Raw genomic sequence first — 17,575 nt, forward strand, 5'->3', positions numbered from 1 at the left:
CTTTAGAGACGAGGGTCTGAAAGAGATAGTGGCCAATACAGCATGCCTTTTGAAGTCGCACTTCAAAATGCAAGGCCGCCACGGGGCCGGGAGGCCCCCAGGATCAATTCCGCGGGCGCGCCGAGGCCGCCCGCGGGAGCACGCTCAAAGGCCGCCCTGGCAGAGATACTTGGTGTGCATGTAGTCGTCGAGGCCGTGCACCGAGCCTTCGCGGCCGTAGCCCGACTCCTTCACACCGCCGAAGGGCGCGGCCTCGGCGGCCAGCGCGCCCTCGTTGATGCCGACGATGCCGGATTCGAGCGCCTCGGCCACGCGCCAGATGCGGCGCACGTCGGTCGAATAGAAGTACGCAGCCAGGCCGAAGGGCGTTTCGTTTGCGGCGGCGATGACCTCGGCCTCCGTCTCGAAGCGCGTGACCGGCACCACGGGCCCGAAGGTTTCTTCGCAGCTGCACTCCATGGACGAATCGGCATTCACCAGCACGGTGGGTGCGTAGTAGTTGGGGCCGTTGCAGCGCGCCGAACGCAGGCGCTCGCCGCCCACCACGACGCGCGCCGCCGCGAGACACGGCGTCGCGCACATGGCGCTCGATCTTGTCGACCGCGCGGGCATTGATCATCGGGCCGATCTGCGAATCGGGCTCAGTTGCAGGGCCGACCTTGAGCGCGCCGACGCGCGCCGCGAGCTTGTCGACGAACGCGTCGTGCACCTTCGACTGCACGAACACGCGGTTCGGGCTCACGCAGGTCTGGCCGCCGTTGCGGAACTTGGCGGCCATGAGGCCGTCGACCGCGGCATCGACGTCGGCATCTTCGAACACGACGAAAGGCGCATTGCCGCCAAGCTCGAGCGACAGCTTCTTGAGCGTGTCGGCCGAAGCGCGCGCCAAGTGCTTGCCCACTGGCGTGGAGCCGGTGAAACTGATCTTGCGCACGCGCGAGTCGGCCAGCCACACGTCGACCACTTCAGGCGTGCGCTCGCGCGAAGCGGTCACGATGTTGAGCACGCCCGGCGGCACGCCGGCTTCCTCGGCCAGCTTTACCAGCGCGAGCGAGGTGAGCGGCGTGTCTTCGGCCGGCTTGCACACCACGGTGCAGCCCGCGGCAAGGGCCGGCGCGATCTTGCGCGCGATCATCGCGGCCGGAAAATTCCACGGCGTGATTGCGGCGACCACGCCCACGGGCTCTTTCAGCGCGAGCATGCGGCGGCCCGTGACCGGTGCCGGAATCACGTCGCCGTTGGCGCGCGTGGCCTCCTCGGCAAACCACTCGACGTAGCTCGCTGCATAGGCCACCTCACCACGGCCCTCGGCGAGCGGCTTGCCTTGTTCGCGCGAGATGAGGCGGCCCAGGTCTTCCTGGTGCGCCAGCATCAGGTCGTTCCAGCGCTTGAGGATCTGCGCGCGCTGCTTGGCGGGCACAGCGCGCCACGTGGGGAAGGCAGCGTGGGCGGCAGCCACCGCAGCGCGCGCATCGGCGGCGGTGCCGTCGGGCACGCTCGCGAAGACGCTGTCGGTGGCGGGATCGGTCACGTCGAGGCGGCGGCCGTCGCTGGCGTCGCGCCATTCACCGCCGATGAGCTGGCGGCCGGGCAGCAGGTTCTGGCGTTCAAGTGTCAGAGTCATGTTCGATGAAAGTGGTCGTAAATGGGGTTGTGAAGGCTCAGGCGGCGGCGACACGTTCGGCAATCGCCATCCCAATTTCGGTGGTCGATGCCGTGCCGCCCAGGTCGCGGGTGCGCGGCCCGTCGCGCAGCACCGCCTCGATCGCGCCAAGGATGGCGTCGTGCGCGGCGCGGCCCGCGCCCTGGCCCTGAGTGAGGAAGTCCAGCATCAGCGCGCCCGACCAGATCATCGCGATCGGATTTGCAATGTTCTGACCGTAGATGTCGGGCGCCGAGCCGTGCACCGGCTCGAAGAGCGACGGAAACTTGCGGTCCGGATTCAGGTTGGCCGAGGGCGCAAGGCCTATGGTGCCGGTGGTGGCCGGACCGAGGTCGGAGAGGATGTCGCCGAACAGGTTGCTTGCCACCACCACGTCGAAGCGCGTGGGCTGCAGCACGAAGCGCGCCGAGAGAATGTCGATGTGCTGCTTGTCGACCGTCACCTCGGGGTAGTCGCGGCCGATGGCGTCGGCGCGGCCGTCCCACCACGGCATGCTGATCGCGATGCCGTTGCTCTTGGTGGCCACTGTGAGGTGCTTGCGCGCGCGGCTTTCGGCAAGCTCGTAGGCATAGCGCAGCACGCGGTCGGTGCCGTGGCGCGAGAAGACCGATTCCTGGATCACGATCTCGCGCTCGGTGCCTTCGTACATCACGCCGCCGAGCGAGGTGTATTCGCCCTCGGTGTTCTCGCGCACCACCAGGTAGTCGATGTCGCCTGGCTTGCGGCCGGCCAGCGGGCAGGGCACGCCCTCGAACAGGCGCACCGGGCGCAGGTTCACGTACTGGTCGAACTCGCGGCGAAACTTGAGCAGCGATCCCCAGAGCGACACATGGTCGGGCACCGTTTCGGGCCAGCCGACGGCGCCGAAGTACAGGGCGTCCACGCCGCGCAACTGCTCTTTCCAGTCGTCCGGCATCATCTGGCCGTGCTCGGCGTAGTAGTCGCAGCTGGCCCAGTCGATGGTGCGGCAATCGAGCTCGAAGCCGAAGCGCTCGGCCGCCGCCAGCACCACGCGCAGGCCCTCGGGCATCACTTCCTTGCCGATGCCGTCGCCGGCAATCAGCGCAATCCGGAATGTCGGGGTCATGCGTGTATCTCCCTGTTGGCGTGGGCTGCTGCCGCGGCCGCGTGGTCCATGTCGTCGAGCCAGCCGCGGCGCAGTTCGGGCACCGATCGCGCGAGCAGCTGGTAGTAGGGGTGGTGCGGCCCGCGGTCGTAGTCGGCGCGCGCCACTTGCGAGAGCTTGCGGCCGTGCTGCATGACCACGATTTCGTCGCACACCGAGCGCACGGTGTGCAGGTCGTGGCTGATGAAGAGGTAGGACACGCCCAACTCGCGCCGCAGCTCGGCCATGAGGTCGAGCACCGCCGCCGCCACCACGGTGTCCAGTGCAGAGGTCACCTCGTCGCACAGGATCAGGTCGGGCTCGGCCGCCAACGCACGTGCCAGGTTCACGCGCTGCTTCTGCCCGCCCGAGAGCCCGCCCGGCAGCCGGTCAGCCACCGTGCGCGGCAGCTTCACCAGGTCGAGCAGCTCGAAGATGCGCTGCTTGAGCGGTTCGCCGCGCAAGCCCTTGTAGAACTGCAGCGGCCGCGCCAGGATGCGCCAGATGGTCTGCGAGGGGTTCAAGGCCGTGTCGGCCATCTGGAACACGATCTGGATGCGGCGCAGCTCTTCGGGGCTGCGCTGCTGCAGCGTGGGCTTGAGCGCGTGCCCGTCGAACGTGATGCTGCCGTGGCAGGGCTTGAGCAGGCCCGCAACTGCGCGAGCGAGCGTGGTCTTCCCGGAGCCCGATTCGCCGATCACGCCGATGGCCTGCCCGCGGTACAGCTTGAGGTTGATGTCCTCGAGGATGAGCTTGGCCGGCTGGCCCTTCGAATCCACCGCGCCGTAGCCGCACGAAAGCTCGCTCACGTGAAGCAGCAGCGCCGAATCGCCCGAGGCCTGGCCCGAGGCGCGCACGGCGGGCCGCGCCGCCGCCAGCAGGCTCTTGGTGTAGTCGTCCACCGGGGCAGAGAGGATCTGCTCCGTGGCGTTCAGCTCGCTCATCTTGCCGTTGCGCAGCACCAGGATATGGTCGGCCATTTGCGCCACCACGGCCAGGTCATGGCTCACGTACACGGCGGTGGCGCGCCGCTCGCGCACCACGCGGCGAAAGGCGCGCAGCACCTCGATCTGCGTCGTCACGTCCAGCGCGGTGGTCGGCTCGTCGAGAATCACCAGGTCAGGGTCGCCGATCAGCGCCATGGCCGCCATCAGCCGCTGCAGCTGGCCGCCCGAAACCTGGTGCGGATACCGCGCGCCGATGTTTTCCGGATCGGGCAGCGCCAGCTCGCGGAACAGCTGCACCGCTTTTGCTTCGGCCTCGGCCCGCTTGCACAGGCCATGGATGACGGTCGGTTCGACCACCTGGTCCATGATCGTGCGCGAGGGATTGAAGGAGGCGGCCGCGCTCTGTGCGATGTAGGAGACCGTGCGGCCGCGCAGCGAGCGCTGCCGCGCCGCATCGAGTGCCAGCACGTCGGTGTCGCCGATCTGCACGCGGCCGGCCGAGATGCGGCAGCCGCTGCGTGCATAGCCCATCAGCGCCAGCGCGGTGGTGGTCTTGCCGGAACCCGATTCGCCGATCAGCGCCAGCACTTCGCCGGGCTGCACGGAAAAGCTCAGGTCATCCACCAGCGTGGTGTCACCAGCCACGATGCGCAGGCCCTGGACAGTGAGTGGTGCGCCCATCAGCGTGCTCCTCTTTCGCGGGCGGCGCGGCCCGGCAGGTTGTCGATGACGAGATTGACCGCGATGGTCAGGCTCGCGATGGCCAGCGCCGGCACGATGACCGAGGCGCCACCCACGGCCAGCGCACCGATGTTCTCGCGCACCAGCGAGCCCCAGTCGGCCGCGGGCGGCTGAATGCCGAGCCCAAGGAAGCTCAGGCTCGCCAGCAGCAGCACGACGTAGACGAAGCGCAGGCCCAGGTCGGCCAGCATCGGCCCCAGGATGTTGGGCAGGATCTCGCGCAGCATGATGTAGAGCGTGCCTTCGCCGCGCGTGCGTGCCACGGTCACGTAGTCGAGCGCGTTGATGTTGACGGCCAGCGAGCGCGCCATGCGGTAGGCGCCCGGCACGTAGATGATGGCCGCCGTGACCACCAGCATCGGCACCGCGGAGCCGAAGCCCGCCACCATGATGAGCGCGAACATCTTGCTCGGGATTGCAGTGAGCGTGTCGAGGCCACGGCTCAGCACCGCGTCGATCCAGCGGCCGGTGGCGGCGGCCAAGAGCGCCAGCACGGTGCCGGTTCCGCTTGCGAGCAGCGTGGCCAGCAGCGCGACGCCGATCGTGTAGCGCGCCCCCTCGATGATGAGCGCCAGCATGTCGCGGCCGAGGTAGTCGGTGCCCAGCCAGTGCTTCGCGCTGATCGGCTCGAAGACGTTCGAGGTGCCCGCGGCCGCCGTGCCGTGCGAGAGCATCCAGGGGCCGAGCAGCGCCGCGAGCAGCCAGAACAGCAGCACCGCGAGCCCGAGCAGGCCGGATGGGCCGAAGCCGGCGAGCCAGCGCAAAGGCCCGCCTCGGCGTTCTTGGGGAACCGGCGCCAGCAAAGCCGCGGCGCTCGCGACCGTTGAAGTTGTGGACGTTTCCATGAAGCTTCCTTCCTTCAGCGGTGCCGCAGCCGCGGGTTGGCGAGAATGCCGAAGATGTCGGCCGTCGTCACCAGGATCAGATAGGCACAGCAGAAGATCATGGCGCAGGTCTGCACCAGCGGCATGTCGCGCTGCGAGACGCCGTCGACCATCAGCTTGGCGATGCCCGGGTAGTTGAAGATGGTCTCGACGATGATCACGCCGCCGAGCAGGTACGACAGGCTCAACGCCACGGCGTTGGCAATCGGCCCCACCGCATTGGGCAGCGCGTGCGCCAGCACCATGCGCATGGGCGAGGCGCCCTTGAGCCGCACCATCTCGATGTAGGGCGCCTCAAGCTGGTCGATGACCGCGGCGCGCGTCATGCGCATCATCTGCGCCACGATCACGCAGCACAGCACCAGCACCGGCATTGCAAACGCGCGCAGCAGCTGGCCCAGCGACTCGATGTCGTTGACGAACGAGAGCGCCGGCAGCCAGCGCAGCTTGACCGCGAACACCAGCACCGCCAGCGTTGCCACCAGGAACTCCGGCACCGACACCACACCCACCGCCGTCGTCGAAGCCGCCCGGTCGAACCACGAGCCGCGCCATACCGCCGAGGCGATGCCCAGCGCCAGCGCAATCGGCACCGAGAACAGGGCAGTGACGGCGGCCAGCAGCAGCGAGTTGGGCAGGCGGCTGGCAACCAGTTCAGCCACCGGCATCTGCGTGGTCGCGGAGCGGCCGGGGTCGCCCTTGAGCATGCCGACGAGCCACTTGGCGTAGCGTTCGGGTGCGGGCACGTCCAGGCCCATCTGGGCGCGCAACGCGGCCACGGCTTCGGGCGTGGCGTCCTGGCCGAGCTGCTCCTGCGCGGCATCGCCGGGCAGTACCGCGGTGATCGAGAACACGACCACCGACACCGCCAGCAGCGACAACAGCGCCAGCGCGATGCGCTGGGCCAGAAGCTTCAGGATCACATGGTTCATGTCGATGCTCCTGGAGACGAAGCGGACGACCGCGGACGCGTTATGCCTCCAGCCATACGTTCTCTGCGAAGTTGTAGCCCATGAGGCCGCCCAGCGGAATGGGCGACAAGCCCTTGAGCTTGGAGCTGTGGCCGTCGATGCTCGACAGGAACAGCGGAATGCCGATGCCGGCGTCCTGGTGGATCATGGTCTGCATGTCCGCATACATCTGCTTGCGCTTGGCCACGTCGGTCTCGGCGCGCGAGGCGAGCAGCAGCTGGTCGAACTTCTCGCTCTTCCAGCGCGATTCGTTCCATGCCGCACCCGACTGGAAAGAACTGCGTCAGCAGCACGTCGGCGCTCGGGCGCGGGTTCACGTTGCCGAAGCCCACGTGGCTGTTGAGCCAGTGGTTCGACCAGTAGCCGTCGGCGGGCATGCGCTTGATGTCGATCTCCAGCCCTGCGCGCTGCGCCGTCTGCTGCAGCAACAAGGCCATCTCCACCGAGTACAGCGCCGCGGGCGACGCCACCATCGGCACCTTGCCTGTGATGCCGGACTTCTGCAGGTGGAACTTCGCCTTGTCGAGGTCGAAGGGGCGCTGCGGCAGGCCGGCGAAGTAGAAGCGGTTGGTCGGGTCGACGGGCTGGTCGTTGGCGACCACCGCGTAGTCGAGCGCAATGGTCTTCTTCATCTGCTCGCGGTCGAACAGGTGCTTCATGCCGAGCACGAAGTCCGGGTTGGCGCCGGGGCCCACGTCCTTGCGCATCACCAGGTCGGAGTACTGGCCCGACTGGGTGACGAATATGCCGAAGCCGGGCGTGTCCTTCACGCGCGCCACCGAACGCGGGTTGACCGAGCCGACCAGGTCCAGGCCGCCTGAGAGCAGCGCGTTGACGCGCGCGCTCTCGTCGCCGATGCCCACGAACTCGATCTCGTCGAGGTAGGGCTTGCCGGGCTTCCAGTAGGCGTCGTTGCGCACCATGAGCGAGCGCACGCCGGGTTTGAATTCCTTGAGCTTGTAGGGACCGGTGCCGATGCCGGCATTGAAGTCTGTGGTGCCTTCCTTGACGATGTGGAAGTGGAAGGTGCCCAGGATCACCGGCAGGTCGGCGTTCGGCGCGGTGAGCACGAAGGTCACCTCGCTCGGGCCGGTGGCCTTGGCGCTTTCGATCTGGTCGGCAAGGATCTTGGCCTTGGAGGCGGTGGCCGCATCCTTGTGGCGCATGACCGAAAACACCACGTCGGCGGGCGCGAGCGCTTTGCCGTCGTGAAAGGTCACGCCCTTGCGTAGCGTGAAGACCCAGGTCTTGGCGTCCTTGGTGGTGAACGATTCGGCCAGCGCGGGCTGCGGCGTGAGGCTGGCGTCCAGCGAGGTCAGGCCGTTGTAGATCATGTTGCAGCGCGAGTAGTCGGTCTGGTTCGACTGCTTGGCCGGATCGAGCGTGTCGGTGGCGGCGGCAGTGGCGCCCGCCACGCGGATTCGGCCACCCTTCCTGGGCGTTTGCGCGTGGGCGGACACCGCCATGCCTGCCAGGCTGCCGGCGAGCGTGGCCTGCATGCCGCCCGCCACCAGCATCGTGAGGATGTCGCGCCGCGATGCGCCGCGTTTCAGCGATGCCATCACGCGAAGGCTTTCGTCGGGACCGACGAGGTTTTCGAACCTCTTGTTGCTGCTGTCGCTCATGGTGGGGTACTCCTGTGGGCCGGTGGCTGAAGGTTGTGGAACAAACAAGAAACGGAAACGGCGGGCTTGCGGGCACTCAGGCCAGCTTGTCCTTGAGCGAGTAATAAAGCCCCACCGCCGGCAAGAACCAGGGCGGGCCGAAGTGGCCGGGAATGGCAGGCCAGTCGCGGCCCTGCCAGGGGTTGGCGCCGGCGTCGCCGTTCATCAAGGCGGCCATGCGCTCGCCCATGTGAACCGACATCTGCGTGCCGTGGCCGCTGTACCCCATGGCGTAGTAAAGGCCGTTGCGCTCGCCGGCGTGAGGCAGGCGGTCTTGCGTCATGTCGACCAGTCCGCCCCAGCAGTAGTCCAGCCGCACGGCGCCGAGCTGCGGAAAGGTTTCGGCCAGCCCGGCGCGCAGGATTTCGCCGCTGGCCATATCCGATTGGGGGCTGGAGACGGAGAAGCGCGCGCGTCCGCCGAACACCAGCCGGTGATCGGCCGTGAGCCGGAAATAGTGATGGATGTTCGCGACCGTGGTGTAGGTGCGCCGGGCCGCGAGCAGCGCCTGCGCGCGCTCGGCACCCAGCGGCTCGGTGACCACGATGAAACTGCCGATGGGCACGATGCGCCGGCGCAGCCAGCCGAAGCTGCCGTAGCCGCCGTGCCGCGTGGCGCCGGTGGCCAGCAGCACCTGCTGCGCGGTGACGATGCCGCCGGCGGTGTGCAGCCGGTGCGCGCGGCTTTGGCCCAGCCGCTCGATGCGGTTCACCTGCGTGCCGGTGTGAATCTGCGCGCCGTGGCGCTCCGCGGCCGAGGCCAGGCCCTGGGCGAAGCGGCCCATGTGCATCTGGCCGCTGCGCTTGTAGAGGAGGCCGCCGTGGAAGCGCTCGCTCTGCACCTCGCTGCGCACCTGCGCCGCATCGAGCACTTCGACATCGGTGTCCACGCCGTCGCCGATCAGGCGCTGCGCACTGCGTTCGAGCGCGGCCATCTGTTGGGCGCGCGTGGCGAGCTTCAGCTTGCCGTGACGCATGAAGTCGCAGTCGATGGCTTCATCGCGCACCAGCCGCGCCACGGTGTCTACCGCATCGTCGTAGGCGCGGTACCAGGCACGGGCCTTTTCAATGCCGACCTTGGCGGCCACATCGGCATAGTCCACCGCCAGCCCGTTGTTCACATGGCCGCCATTGCGCCCCGATGCTTCGGCGGCCACGCGCGTGCCGGCCTCCAGCACCGCGACGCGCGCACCGCGCTTGGCCAGCGCCAGCGCCGCCGAAAGGCCCGTGAAGCCGCCGCCCACGATCGCGACGTCGACCTGCGCCGGCAGCGCATGCACTGCGGGAGCGAAGGCCGGCGCGGAATCGGTCCAGTAGGAGTCGAGCTTCATGGCGTGGGGCGTTTCAATCTAGAAGATCAGAGCCCGACGACGCCGGGCAGGCCGCCGATGTCCTTGATCTCGGTGTAGCGGTAGGCCGGGTTGCCCGGGCCGTGGCCGCGGTTCACGAACACCTTGTTGACAATGCCGATGTCGTCGGCCGACATCAGGTCGTAGCGCAGGCTGGAGGACACGTGCAGCACGTCTTCCGGGTTGCAGCCGAGCGAGTCGAGCATGTATTCGAAGGCCTGCAGGCGCGGCTTGTAGGCCTGGGCCTGCTGCGCGGTGTACACGCGGTGGAACGGCGCGCCGAGCATGGCCACGTTCTTCTGGATCTGGTCGTCCGATGCGTTCGACAGAATGACCAGCGGAATTTCCTTGGCCACCTTGGCAAGGCCCGCGGCCACGTCGTCATGCGGGCCCCAGGTGGGCACGGCGTCGTAGTACTTCTGGCCGTCGCTGTCGAAGTACTGGATCTTCCATTTCTTGCACAGGCGGCGCACTGCATTCTTCAGCACCACCTCGTAGGGCTGCCACGCGCCCAGCACTTCGTCGAAGCGGTAGGCCGTGAAGTCAGTGACGAACTGGTCCATCTGCTCGGGCTTGATGCGGTCGGCGAAGAGGTCGACGGTCAGCTCCTTCATGCGGAACCGGGTGAGGGTGCCGTAGCAGTCGAAGGTCACGTATTTGGGACGGAAAGTCATGGTCTCGGTTCCTGTTCAAGGGGTGGCAAATGCGACAAACTCATTACGAAGTCATTACGAAGCGATTGCAGCACGCACTCGCTCGAGGTATGTAGGGAAAAACGGCGCCTGGCGAAACGAAGCTGCGGTTTGCGATGCCGGCGACGGCATGGCGTGCGGTGTGCCCTGCGTGCGTGCGGCCATGCACCGTGGTGCGTCGCGGCAAAGCCGATTGGCACGCTTTTGAAGCGCGCATCAGCTTGGCGGATGAAAGGGCGTGCATGGCGTAGGTGGCAAGGAAGTGGCGGTCGATCCTAGGCACGATGGCTCAGCATTTGTGTGCGTATGCAGGCGCTGCGCCGCAGCGAATTGCAAAACCGGGGTGCTCTGCAACCGAAGCTTGCAAGTTGCGAAATGGGTCGATTTCGGTCTGGTGCGGGGCCGCAATGTCGTCCAAGATGGATGCGCCATTCCGCTGAAACCGAGAGTTTTCCCTATGCCTGAACCCATTTCGAACGCACCCGCCATGGACGGCGTGGTGCTCAGACCGATGACGGCCGCCGACCTTCCGCATGCGCATGCGCTCTCGGCCGAACTGCGCTGGCCGCACCGTCCCGCCGACTGGGAGCAGATGTTCTCGCATGCCGAAGGCGTTGCCGCCGAGCGCGACGGCGAACTCATCGCCACGGGCTTGCGCTGGCTATGGGGCAAGACCCACGCCACCATAGGTTTGGTGATCGTCTCGCCCGCCTGCCAGGGCCGCCGCATCGGGCACCGGCTCATGAGCGCATTGCTCGACGGACTGGACGATCGCACGGTGCTGCTGCATGCCACGGCTGAGGGGCGGGGGCTTTATGAGCGGCTCGGCTTTGTGCGCACCGGCGAGATGCGGCAGCACCAGGGCCTTGCACAGCCGGCACCGCTGATTGCGCTGCAGCCCGGCTGGCGTCTGCGGCCCGCGGGCCTCAACGAATTGCCCGCGCTTCAATCGCTCGATGCGGCGGCACGAGGCATGCCGCGCGACGCGCTGATTGCCGAGCTGCTGCAAACCGCCGACGCCTGCGTGGTGCTCGACCATGACAACGAGCCGAAAGGCTTTGCCATGCTGCGGCGCTTTGGCCGCGGCCATTCCATCGGGCCGGTGGTCGCGCCAGATGCCGAGGGCGCGAAGGCGTTGATTGCGCACCTTGCGGGGTTGAACGCCGGCAACTTCACGCGCATCGACATCGACTTCGACAGCGGGCTGGCCGAATGGCTCGAGAGCATCGGGCTGCTGCGCGTGGATGCGCCGACAACGATGGTGCGGGGTGAGGCGCCTGCTGTGCCTGTGGGTTCGCCCTCGTTGTTTGCCATCGTTACGCAGGCTGTGGGCTAGGTTTCGGGTCTTCGCGTTGGGTGTTGCGCGCCGTCTTCAGGGCGGCGCACCCGCCGACGGGGTACCTTGCTCCGCGAATGTCCCCCGGCCTGCGGCCTCCTCCTTTATTTCGCTGCGCAAGGCACCCCGCTAGCGTGTGCGTTGCAAAGAGCAGTCGTTGATCAGCAGTACACCAGCAGCGTGTCCCAGTGCACAGGGCATCGGGTGCTCCGCGCAGCGAAATAAAGGAGGAGGGGCGCAGCCCCGGGGGACATTCGCGGAGGGGAGTACCCGGTGGCCTTTGCACAAGCCCTGAACAGCAAAGCAAAAAACACAAACACATCTGAATCATGAAAACCACCTTCCTCTACAAATCAGACCCCGTACGCGGCCGCCAGTGGGCCGAAGTGTTCAGCCAACTTCGCCCCGACATCGACTTCCGCATCTGGCCCGACATAGGCGACCCGGCGCATGTGCGCTTTCTCGCGGCATGGGAGCCTCCGAAGGACATTGCCGAACTGTTCCCGAACCTGGAGGTGTTGTTCTCCTCTGGCGCGGGTGTCGACCAGTTCGACTTCACGGCATTGCCGCCCGCATTGCCCGTGGTGCGCATGGTCGAGCCAGGCATCGTCAACGGCATGGTCGAGTACGTGACGCATGCGGTGCTCGGGCTGCACCGAGACATGCCGCAGTACCGCCGGCAGCAGCAGGAAGGTCAGTGGAAGCCGCTGCCGGTGCGGCCTGCGAACGAGCGGCGCGTGGGTGTGCTGGGACTCGGATCGCTCGGCCAGGCCGTGCTGGCACAGCTTGTCTCATTGGGTTTCGACTGCGCCGGCTGGAGCCGCTCGCGGCATGAAGTGCAGGGCGTGCAATGCCACGCCGGTGCCGACGAGCTGCCCGCGTTTCTTGCGCGCACCGACATCCTCGTGTGCCTGCTGCCGCTCACCGATTCGACGCGCGGTTTTCTCGATGCGAAGCTGTTCTCCATGTTGCCCGTGGGCGCTGGGCTGGTGCACGTGGGCCGCGGGCCGCATCTGGTTGAACATGATTTTCTGGAGGCACTCGCCAGTGGCCGCATCGGCGATGCCGTGCTCGACGTGACCGACCCCGAACCGCTGCCGCCCACGCATGCCTTCTGGCGCCATCCGCGCATTCAGCTCACGCCGCACATTGCCAGCATGACGCAGCCACTGAGCGCCGCGCAAGCCGTGCTCGACAACCTGCGCCGCTTCGAAGCCGGAGAGCCCATGGTCGGCCGGGTGGACCGCGCCAAGGGCTACTGAGGACCGTTGAAAGGCCCGCCGCATGATGTGCTGTGGCAAGGCGCATAACCGCAGCGTGCTTTGCGCAGACCCCCAAAGCAGCACCACGCCATGCGGCACGCCGCCTAAGCTGAGGGCATTCGAAAGCTTCCTTCGCTCTCGCTTAACCCACACAGCCATGACGCATCCCACCGCATTGCCGCAACTCGCCGCGCTCGACGCCCTCGACCGCGCCCACCTCATTCATCCCGTGTCGCCGTGGCGCACCCACGAGCAGCGCGGCCCCACCGTGCTGGCCTCGGCCCGCGGCGCATGGCTCACCGATGCGAACGGGCATGAACTGCTCGACGCGTTTGCAGGCCTCTGGTGCGTGAACGTGGGCTACGGCCAGGAGAGCGTGGTGCAGGCTGCGGCCGACCAGATGCGGCGTCTGCCGTACGCCACCGGCTACTTTCACTTCAGCAGCGAGCCGGCCATCCGCCTGGCCGAGAAGCTGGTACAGATCACGCCCGCTTCGCTCACCCGCGTGTACATGACACTCGGCGGCTCCGAAGCCGTCGATGCCGCGGTGCGCTTCATCGTGCAGTACTACAACGCCATCGGCAAGCCGTCGAAAAAGCAGTTCATCGCGCTGGAGCGCGGCTACCACGGTTCTTCGTCGACCGGTGCGGGCCTGACGGCCTTGCCGGCCTTTCATCGCGGCTTCGACCTGCCGCTGCCCACGCAGCACTACATTGCGTCGCCCAACCCGTACCGCCACGCCGAAGGGGCTGACCCGCAGGCGCTGATCGCCGCGTCCGTCGCCTCGCTGCGCGCCAAGGTGGCCGAGCTCGGCGCCGAGAACGTGGCCGCATTCTTCTGCGAGCCGATCCAGGGCTCGGGCGGCGTGATCGTGCCGCCGAAGGGCTGGCTCAAGGCCATGCGCGATGCGGCGCGCGAACTCGACATTCTCTTCGTCGTCGACGAAGTCATTACCGGCTTCGGCCGCACCGGCCCCATGTTCGCCTGCGAGGCGGAAGGCGTGGAGCCCGACTTGATGACCATGGCCAAGGGGTTGACGTCGGGCTATGTGCCGATGGGCGCGACCATGATGTCCGAGAAGATCTATGCAGGCATTGCCGACGGAGCACCCGCGGGTGTTTCGGTGGGCCACGGCGCCACCTACTCGGCCCACCCGGTGAGCGCGGCGGTTGCGCTCGAAGTGCTGCGTTTGTACGAAGAGGGGGGGTGCTCGCCAACGGCCAGCGCGTTGCGGCGCATTTTGCCGCGGGGCTCGATGCGCTGCGCGCGCATCCGCTGGTGGGCGATTCGCGCCACCGCGGCCTGCTGGGCGCGCTGGAGCTGGTGAGCGACAAGCAGAGCAAGCGCGGCTTCGATGCATCGCTCGGGCTGGCGGACCGCATCTTTGCCGCGGGCTACCGCAACGGCCTGGTGTTCCGCGCTTTCGGCGACAACATCCTGGGCTTTGCGCCGGCGCTCACCTTCACCGAAGACGAGTTCGCCCAGATGTTCGTGCGCCTGAAGAAAACGCTCGACGACGTGCTTGACGCCGCCGACGTGCGCGCGGCGCTGGCGGGCTGACCGGGAAAGCACTGCCTCAGGGCTCCGCCGGCAAAGCAGAATCGGACTTTCTCTTCGTTACTCAGGACCGCTATGTCTGAAGCTTTCAAGATCGACCGACTCGACCTGCGCATCCTGGCCCAGCTGCAGCAGAACGGGCGCATGACCAACGTCGACCTGGCCGATGCGGTCGGCCTGTCGCCCAGCCCCTGCCTCATTCGAGTGAAGCGGCTCGAGCAGGCCGGCTACATCGCCGGCTACGGCGCACACCTGCGGCTCGAAAAACTCGGAGACACGCTCACCGTGTTCACCGAAGTCACGCTGCAAGACCATCACCGCGAAGACTTCGTGCGCTTCGAGGCCGCGATCCGCGAGGTGGACGAGGTGCTCGAATGCCATCTGGTGAGCGGCGGCTACGACTACCTGCTGCGGTTTCTGACGCGTGGCGTCAACCACTACCAGGAAGTGATCGAGGAACTGCTCGAGCGCAACATCGGAATTGCGAAGTACTTCAGCTACATCGTCATCAAGTCGCCGTTCATCAAGACGCACTGCCCGATCGAGCGGCTGTTTCCCCACCCGCGCTGATCGCGTCCGAAGGGCAGGGCTTGCCCTGGTTGCACCCCGGCCCGCACAAGCAGTCGTGCGCCCACGCACAAGTGCGGCGGCGGCGCAGCTCCTACGCTCACATGGTGCGGTGCAGCAGGCTGGCGTGGTGCCAGCCGGTTTGCGCCGTCTCCACAGGAGCCTCGGACCATGCAAACCCTTCCCCTCCCGGCCGGACGCTGCGTCCGGCGCGCGCTCGCACTGGCCGGCATGCGCGCTGCGGCCATCGCGTCGATCGGCCTCTCGGCCCTTGCGCTGACTGCCGCGCCCGCGCACGCCGAGGCCGCCAAGGCGCCGGCGGAGTGCGCGGCACTCCAGGCCAAGTACCCGCAATTCAAGGGCAAGACCCTGGTCAACGCGATCAACCCGCACACGCCCGGCTACGAAACCATCGACCCCAAGGATCCGAGCAAGTACATCGGCTTCGACATCGACCTGGGCGAGACCATTGGCGGTTGCCTGGGCTTCAAGCTCACCTACAAGCCCGTGACCTTTGCGGCGCTGCTGACAACGCTGCAGGCCGGCCAAGCCGACATCGTCATCTCGGACATCTACGCCACCGAAGAGCGCGCCAAGGCGGCCGACTTCATCACCTATTCGAAGGTGTTCGACGGCGTGCTGGTGGCCAAGGGCAACCCGAAGAAGATCACCGGCATCAACACCTCGCTGTGCGGCACGGTGGCGGCCGAGAACACCGGTTACGTCGAGGTGCCGCTCATCCAGGCGCTCGCGCCGCAGTGCAAGGCCATGGGCAAGCCCGAGCCCGAGGTGCAGCTCTACGACAACAACCAGAACTGCATCCAGGCCATTCTTGCGGGCCGTGCGGACACCTACATCAACGACGTCAATACGGTGGACAGCGCCGTCAAGGCCTATCCGGACAAGCTGGAGAAGGCGGCCGCGGTGACGCTGCCGTACTCGGTGGGCATCGCGGTGCCAAAAGGCAAGCCGGAGTTCCGCGACGCGGTGATGGCCGCGCTGGTGGCCATACAGAAGGCCGGGATCCAGACCGAGCTGCTCAAGAAGAACGGCCTGCCGGTCGAGAACCTCGAGGCGCCGCGCCTGCTCGTGGTGAAGTGAAATGAGGCCCCCACGCTCACTCCGTTCGCTGCCCCCGAGGGGACTGTCAGTACCTTCGGAACGGCCGGGCGGTACTGACATGGAGCTCTTCCTCCATTACCTCTCCATGCCCTACCTGATCCAGGGCATCGTCTTCACGCTTGCAGCCACCGGCATCGGGCTGGCGGGCGGGGTGGTGGTGGGGCTGGTGCTTGCGGCAATGCAGCTCAGCCGCTTCAAGCCGCTGGCCGCGTTTGCCCGCGGCTATGCGGTGATCTTCCGCGGCACGCCGCTGGCACTGCAGATGATCTTCTTCTACAACGCGCTGCCGCATGTGGGCATCGTGCTGCCCGGGCTCCTGGCCGCCGGCCTGGCGCTGGCGTTCAACGAGGCCACGTTCATTGCCGAGATGTTCCGTTCGGGCGTTGTCGGCGTGGACCGCGGCCAGGTGGTGGCTGGCCAGGCGCTGGGCATGACGCCGCGTGTGCTCATGCGCCGCATCATCGCGCCGCAGGCCCTGCGCTCGATGATTCCCGCGATGGGCAACGAGGCGGTGAGCACGCTCAAGAACTCCTCGCTCGCCTCGGTGATCGCGGTGCAGGAACTCACGTTGCGCAGCTCGCAGTTGGCTTCGTCCACCTTCGATTTCTTCTCGGTGTTCTTCGCCTCGGGGCTGATCTACCTGGTGCTGACCGGTGCGATCAGCCTGGTGCAGCTGGCGCTCGAAGCGCGCTTCGACCTGGACCGCCGGCAGGCGCTGCGCGGATTCGCGCTGTGGCTGCCGTGGCGCCGTGCCGCGGTACCTTCCGCTGGACCTTCAGCTTCGAAAGAAGAAGCGGGAGCAGAAGTTCCAGCGGTCGAGCCCGAGGAGGCGGCTCCCGCTGTTCGGCCGCTTCCCGCCGCATCGTCCATCGAACGCACGGCCCGCGCTTCCCAGCTGGCCGATGCGCCCGTGGCCTTGCGCATCAACGGCGTGTCCAAGGCCTATGGCCAGCAAGCCGTGCTCAAGGACCTGAGTCTGACGGTGCACGCGGGCGAAGTGGTTGCGCTGTTGGGCCCGAGCGGCTCTGGCAAGAGCACGCTCCTGCGCTGCATCAACCATCTCGAAAGCTGGGACGCGGGGCAGGTCCATGTCGGCGGCCAGCGCCTGGGCTACCGGCCCGACGGCCAGCTCATGACCCCGAGCGACCTGACCCGCGAGCGCGCGCGCCTGGGCGTGGGCATGCTGTTTCAGCAGTTCAACCTGTTCGCGCACCTGACGGCGCGCGAGAACGTGGCCGGCCCGCTGCGCTGGGTGCACGGCTGGACTGCGGAAGACGCCGAACGGCGCGCACGTGACCTGCTGATGCGGGTGGGCTTGGCGCACCGCACCGAAGCGCTGCCGCGCCACCTGTCCGGCGGCCAGCAGCAGCGCGTGGCCATTGCACGTGCACTGGCGCCGGGGCCGAGCGTGCTGCTGCTCGACGAGCCCACGTCGGCACTCGACCCCGAATTGGTCAACGAGGTGCTGGAGGTGATCCGGCGCCTGGCCGTCGAGGAAGGGCTGACGATGGTCATCTCCACCCACCAGTTGCGGTTTGCGGCCGAGGTAGCCGACCGCGTGGTGTTTCTTTCCGGCGGCCGCATCGTCGAAAGCGGCCCCGCGCTTGAGGTACTGCAGCACCCGCGGCAGCCCGAAACCGCCCGATTCCTGAGCGTGATGTCGGCCGACGTGCTGCCGGCCGCTTCGACACCCATGCCCGCCTGAGCCTGCCCCTA

11 protein-coding genes and 3 pseudogenes are annotated in these 17,575 nt (G+C 67.2%); 6 read left to right on the forward strand and 8 right to left on the reverse strand.

Annotated features, from left to right (window positions below; all coding sequences use genetic code 11):
- Positions 1–144: 144 nt before the first annotated feature.
- From M0765_RS20580 to M0765_RS20615, 8 genes and pseudogenes are all read right to left on the reverse strand, one after another.
- A pseudogene (locus M0765_RS20580) lies at positions 145–1,624 on the reverse strand (NAD-dependent succinate-semialdehyde dehydrogenase).
- Positions 1,625–1,661: 37 nt separating this feature from the next.
- A complete protein-coding gene (locus M0765_RS20585) occupies positions 1,662–2,750 on the reverse strand; it encodes a tartrate dehydrogenase (RefSeq protein ID WP_258505658.1) in 1,089 nt (362 codons plus the stop codon).
- The gene (locus M0765_RS20590; protein WP_258505659.1) at positions 2,747–4,396 is read right to left on the reverse strand and encodes an ABC transporter ATP-binding protein; all 1,650 of its coding nucleotides are present in this window, start codon (positions 4,394–4,396) and stop codon (positions 2,747–2,749) included. Before M0765_RS20590 ends, M0765_RS20585 begins: the two co-directional genes overlap by 4 nt.
- The gene (locus M0765_RS20595; RefSeq protein ID WP_258505660.1) at positions 4,396–5,301 is read right to left on the reverse strand and encodes an ABC transporter permease; all 906 of its coding nucleotides are present in this window, start codon (positions 5,299–5,301) and stop codon (positions 4,396–4,398) included. Before M0765_RS20595 ends, M0765_RS20590 begins: the two co-directional genes overlap by 1 nt.
- Positions 5,302–5,315: 14 nt before the next feature.
- Positions 5,316–6,272 carry an ABC transporter permease gene (locus tag M0765_RS20600; protein ID WP_258505661.1) on the reverse strand — a complete coding sequence of 319 codons (957 nt, stop codon included), beginning with the start codon at positions 6,270–6,272 and terminating at the stop codon, positions 5,316–5,318.
- Between the two features lie 40 nt (positions 6,273–6,312).
- A pseudogene (locus tag M0765_RS20605) lies at positions 6,313–7,936 on the reverse strand (ABC transporter substrate-binding protein).
- Positions 7,937–8,012: 76 nt separating this feature from the next.
- Positions 8,013–9,305 (reverse strand): NAD(P)/FAD-dependent oxidoreductase, encoded by a 1,293-nt coding sequence (locus tag M0765_RS20610; protein WP_258505662.1) that lies wholly within the window; start codon positions 9,303–9,305, stop codon positions 8,013–8,015.
- Between the two features lie 26 nt (positions 9,306–9,331).
- Positions 9,332–9,997 carry a haloacid dehalogenase type II gene (locus tag M0765_RS20615; RefSeq protein ID WP_258505663.1) on the reverse strand — a complete coding sequence of 222 codons (666 nt, stop codon included), beginning with the start codon at positions 9,995–9,997 and terminating at the stop codon, positions 9,332–9,334.
- 475 nt (positions 9,998–10,472) lie between these two features.
- On the opposite strand from M0765_RS20615, the gene M0765_RS20620 reads away from it, so the two are divergent.
- From M0765_RS20620 to M0765_RS20645, 6 genes and pseudogenes are all read left to right on the forward strand, one after another.
- Positions 10,473–11,351 (forward strand): GNAT family N-acetyltransferase, encoded by an 879-nt coding sequence (locus M0765_RS20620; protein WP_258505664.1) that lies wholly within the window; start codon positions 10,473–10,475, stop codon positions 11,349–11,351.
- Between the two features lie 329 nt (positions 11,352–11,680).
- Positions 11,681–12,613: a 2-hydroxyacid dehydrogenase gene (locus M0765_RS20625; protein WP_258505665.1), complete on the forward strand. Its 933-nt coding sequence runs from the start codon at positions 11,681–11,683 to the stop codon at positions 12,611–12,613.
- 157 nt (positions 12,614–12,770) lie between these two features.
- A pseudogene (locus M0765_RS20630) lies at positions 12,771–14,173 on the forward strand (aminotransferase class III-fold pyridoxal phosphate-dependent enzyme).
- 72 nt (positions 14,174–14,245) lie between these two features.
- Positions 14,246–14,740 carry an Lrp/AsnC family transcriptional regulator gene (locus M0765_RS20635; protein ID WP_258505666.1) on the forward strand — a complete coding sequence of 165 codons (495 nt, stop codon included), beginning with the start codon at positions 14,246–14,248 and terminating at the stop codon, positions 14,738–14,740.
- 168 nt (positions 14,741–14,908) lie between these two features.
- On the forward strand, positions 14,909–15,838 hold the full coding sequence (locus M0765_RS20640) for an ABC transporter substrate-binding protein (protein WP_258505667.1): 930 nt from the start codon (positions 14,909–14,911) through the stop codon (positions 15,836–15,838).
- Between the two features lie 79 nt (positions 15,839–15,917).
- On the forward strand, positions 15,918–17,564 hold the full coding sequence (locus M0765_RS20645) for an amino acid ABC transporter permease/ATP-binding protein (RefSeq protein ID WP_258505668.1): 1,647 nt from the start codon (positions 15,918–15,920) through the stop codon (positions 17,562–17,564).
- Positions 17,565–17,575: the final 11 nt, after the last annotated feature.

It is taken from the genome of Variovorax sp. S12S4, assembly GCF_023195515.1.
Taxonomy (GTDB): domain Bacteria; phylum Pseudomonadota; class Gammaproteobacteria; order Burkholderiales; family Burkholderiaceae_C; genus Variovorax.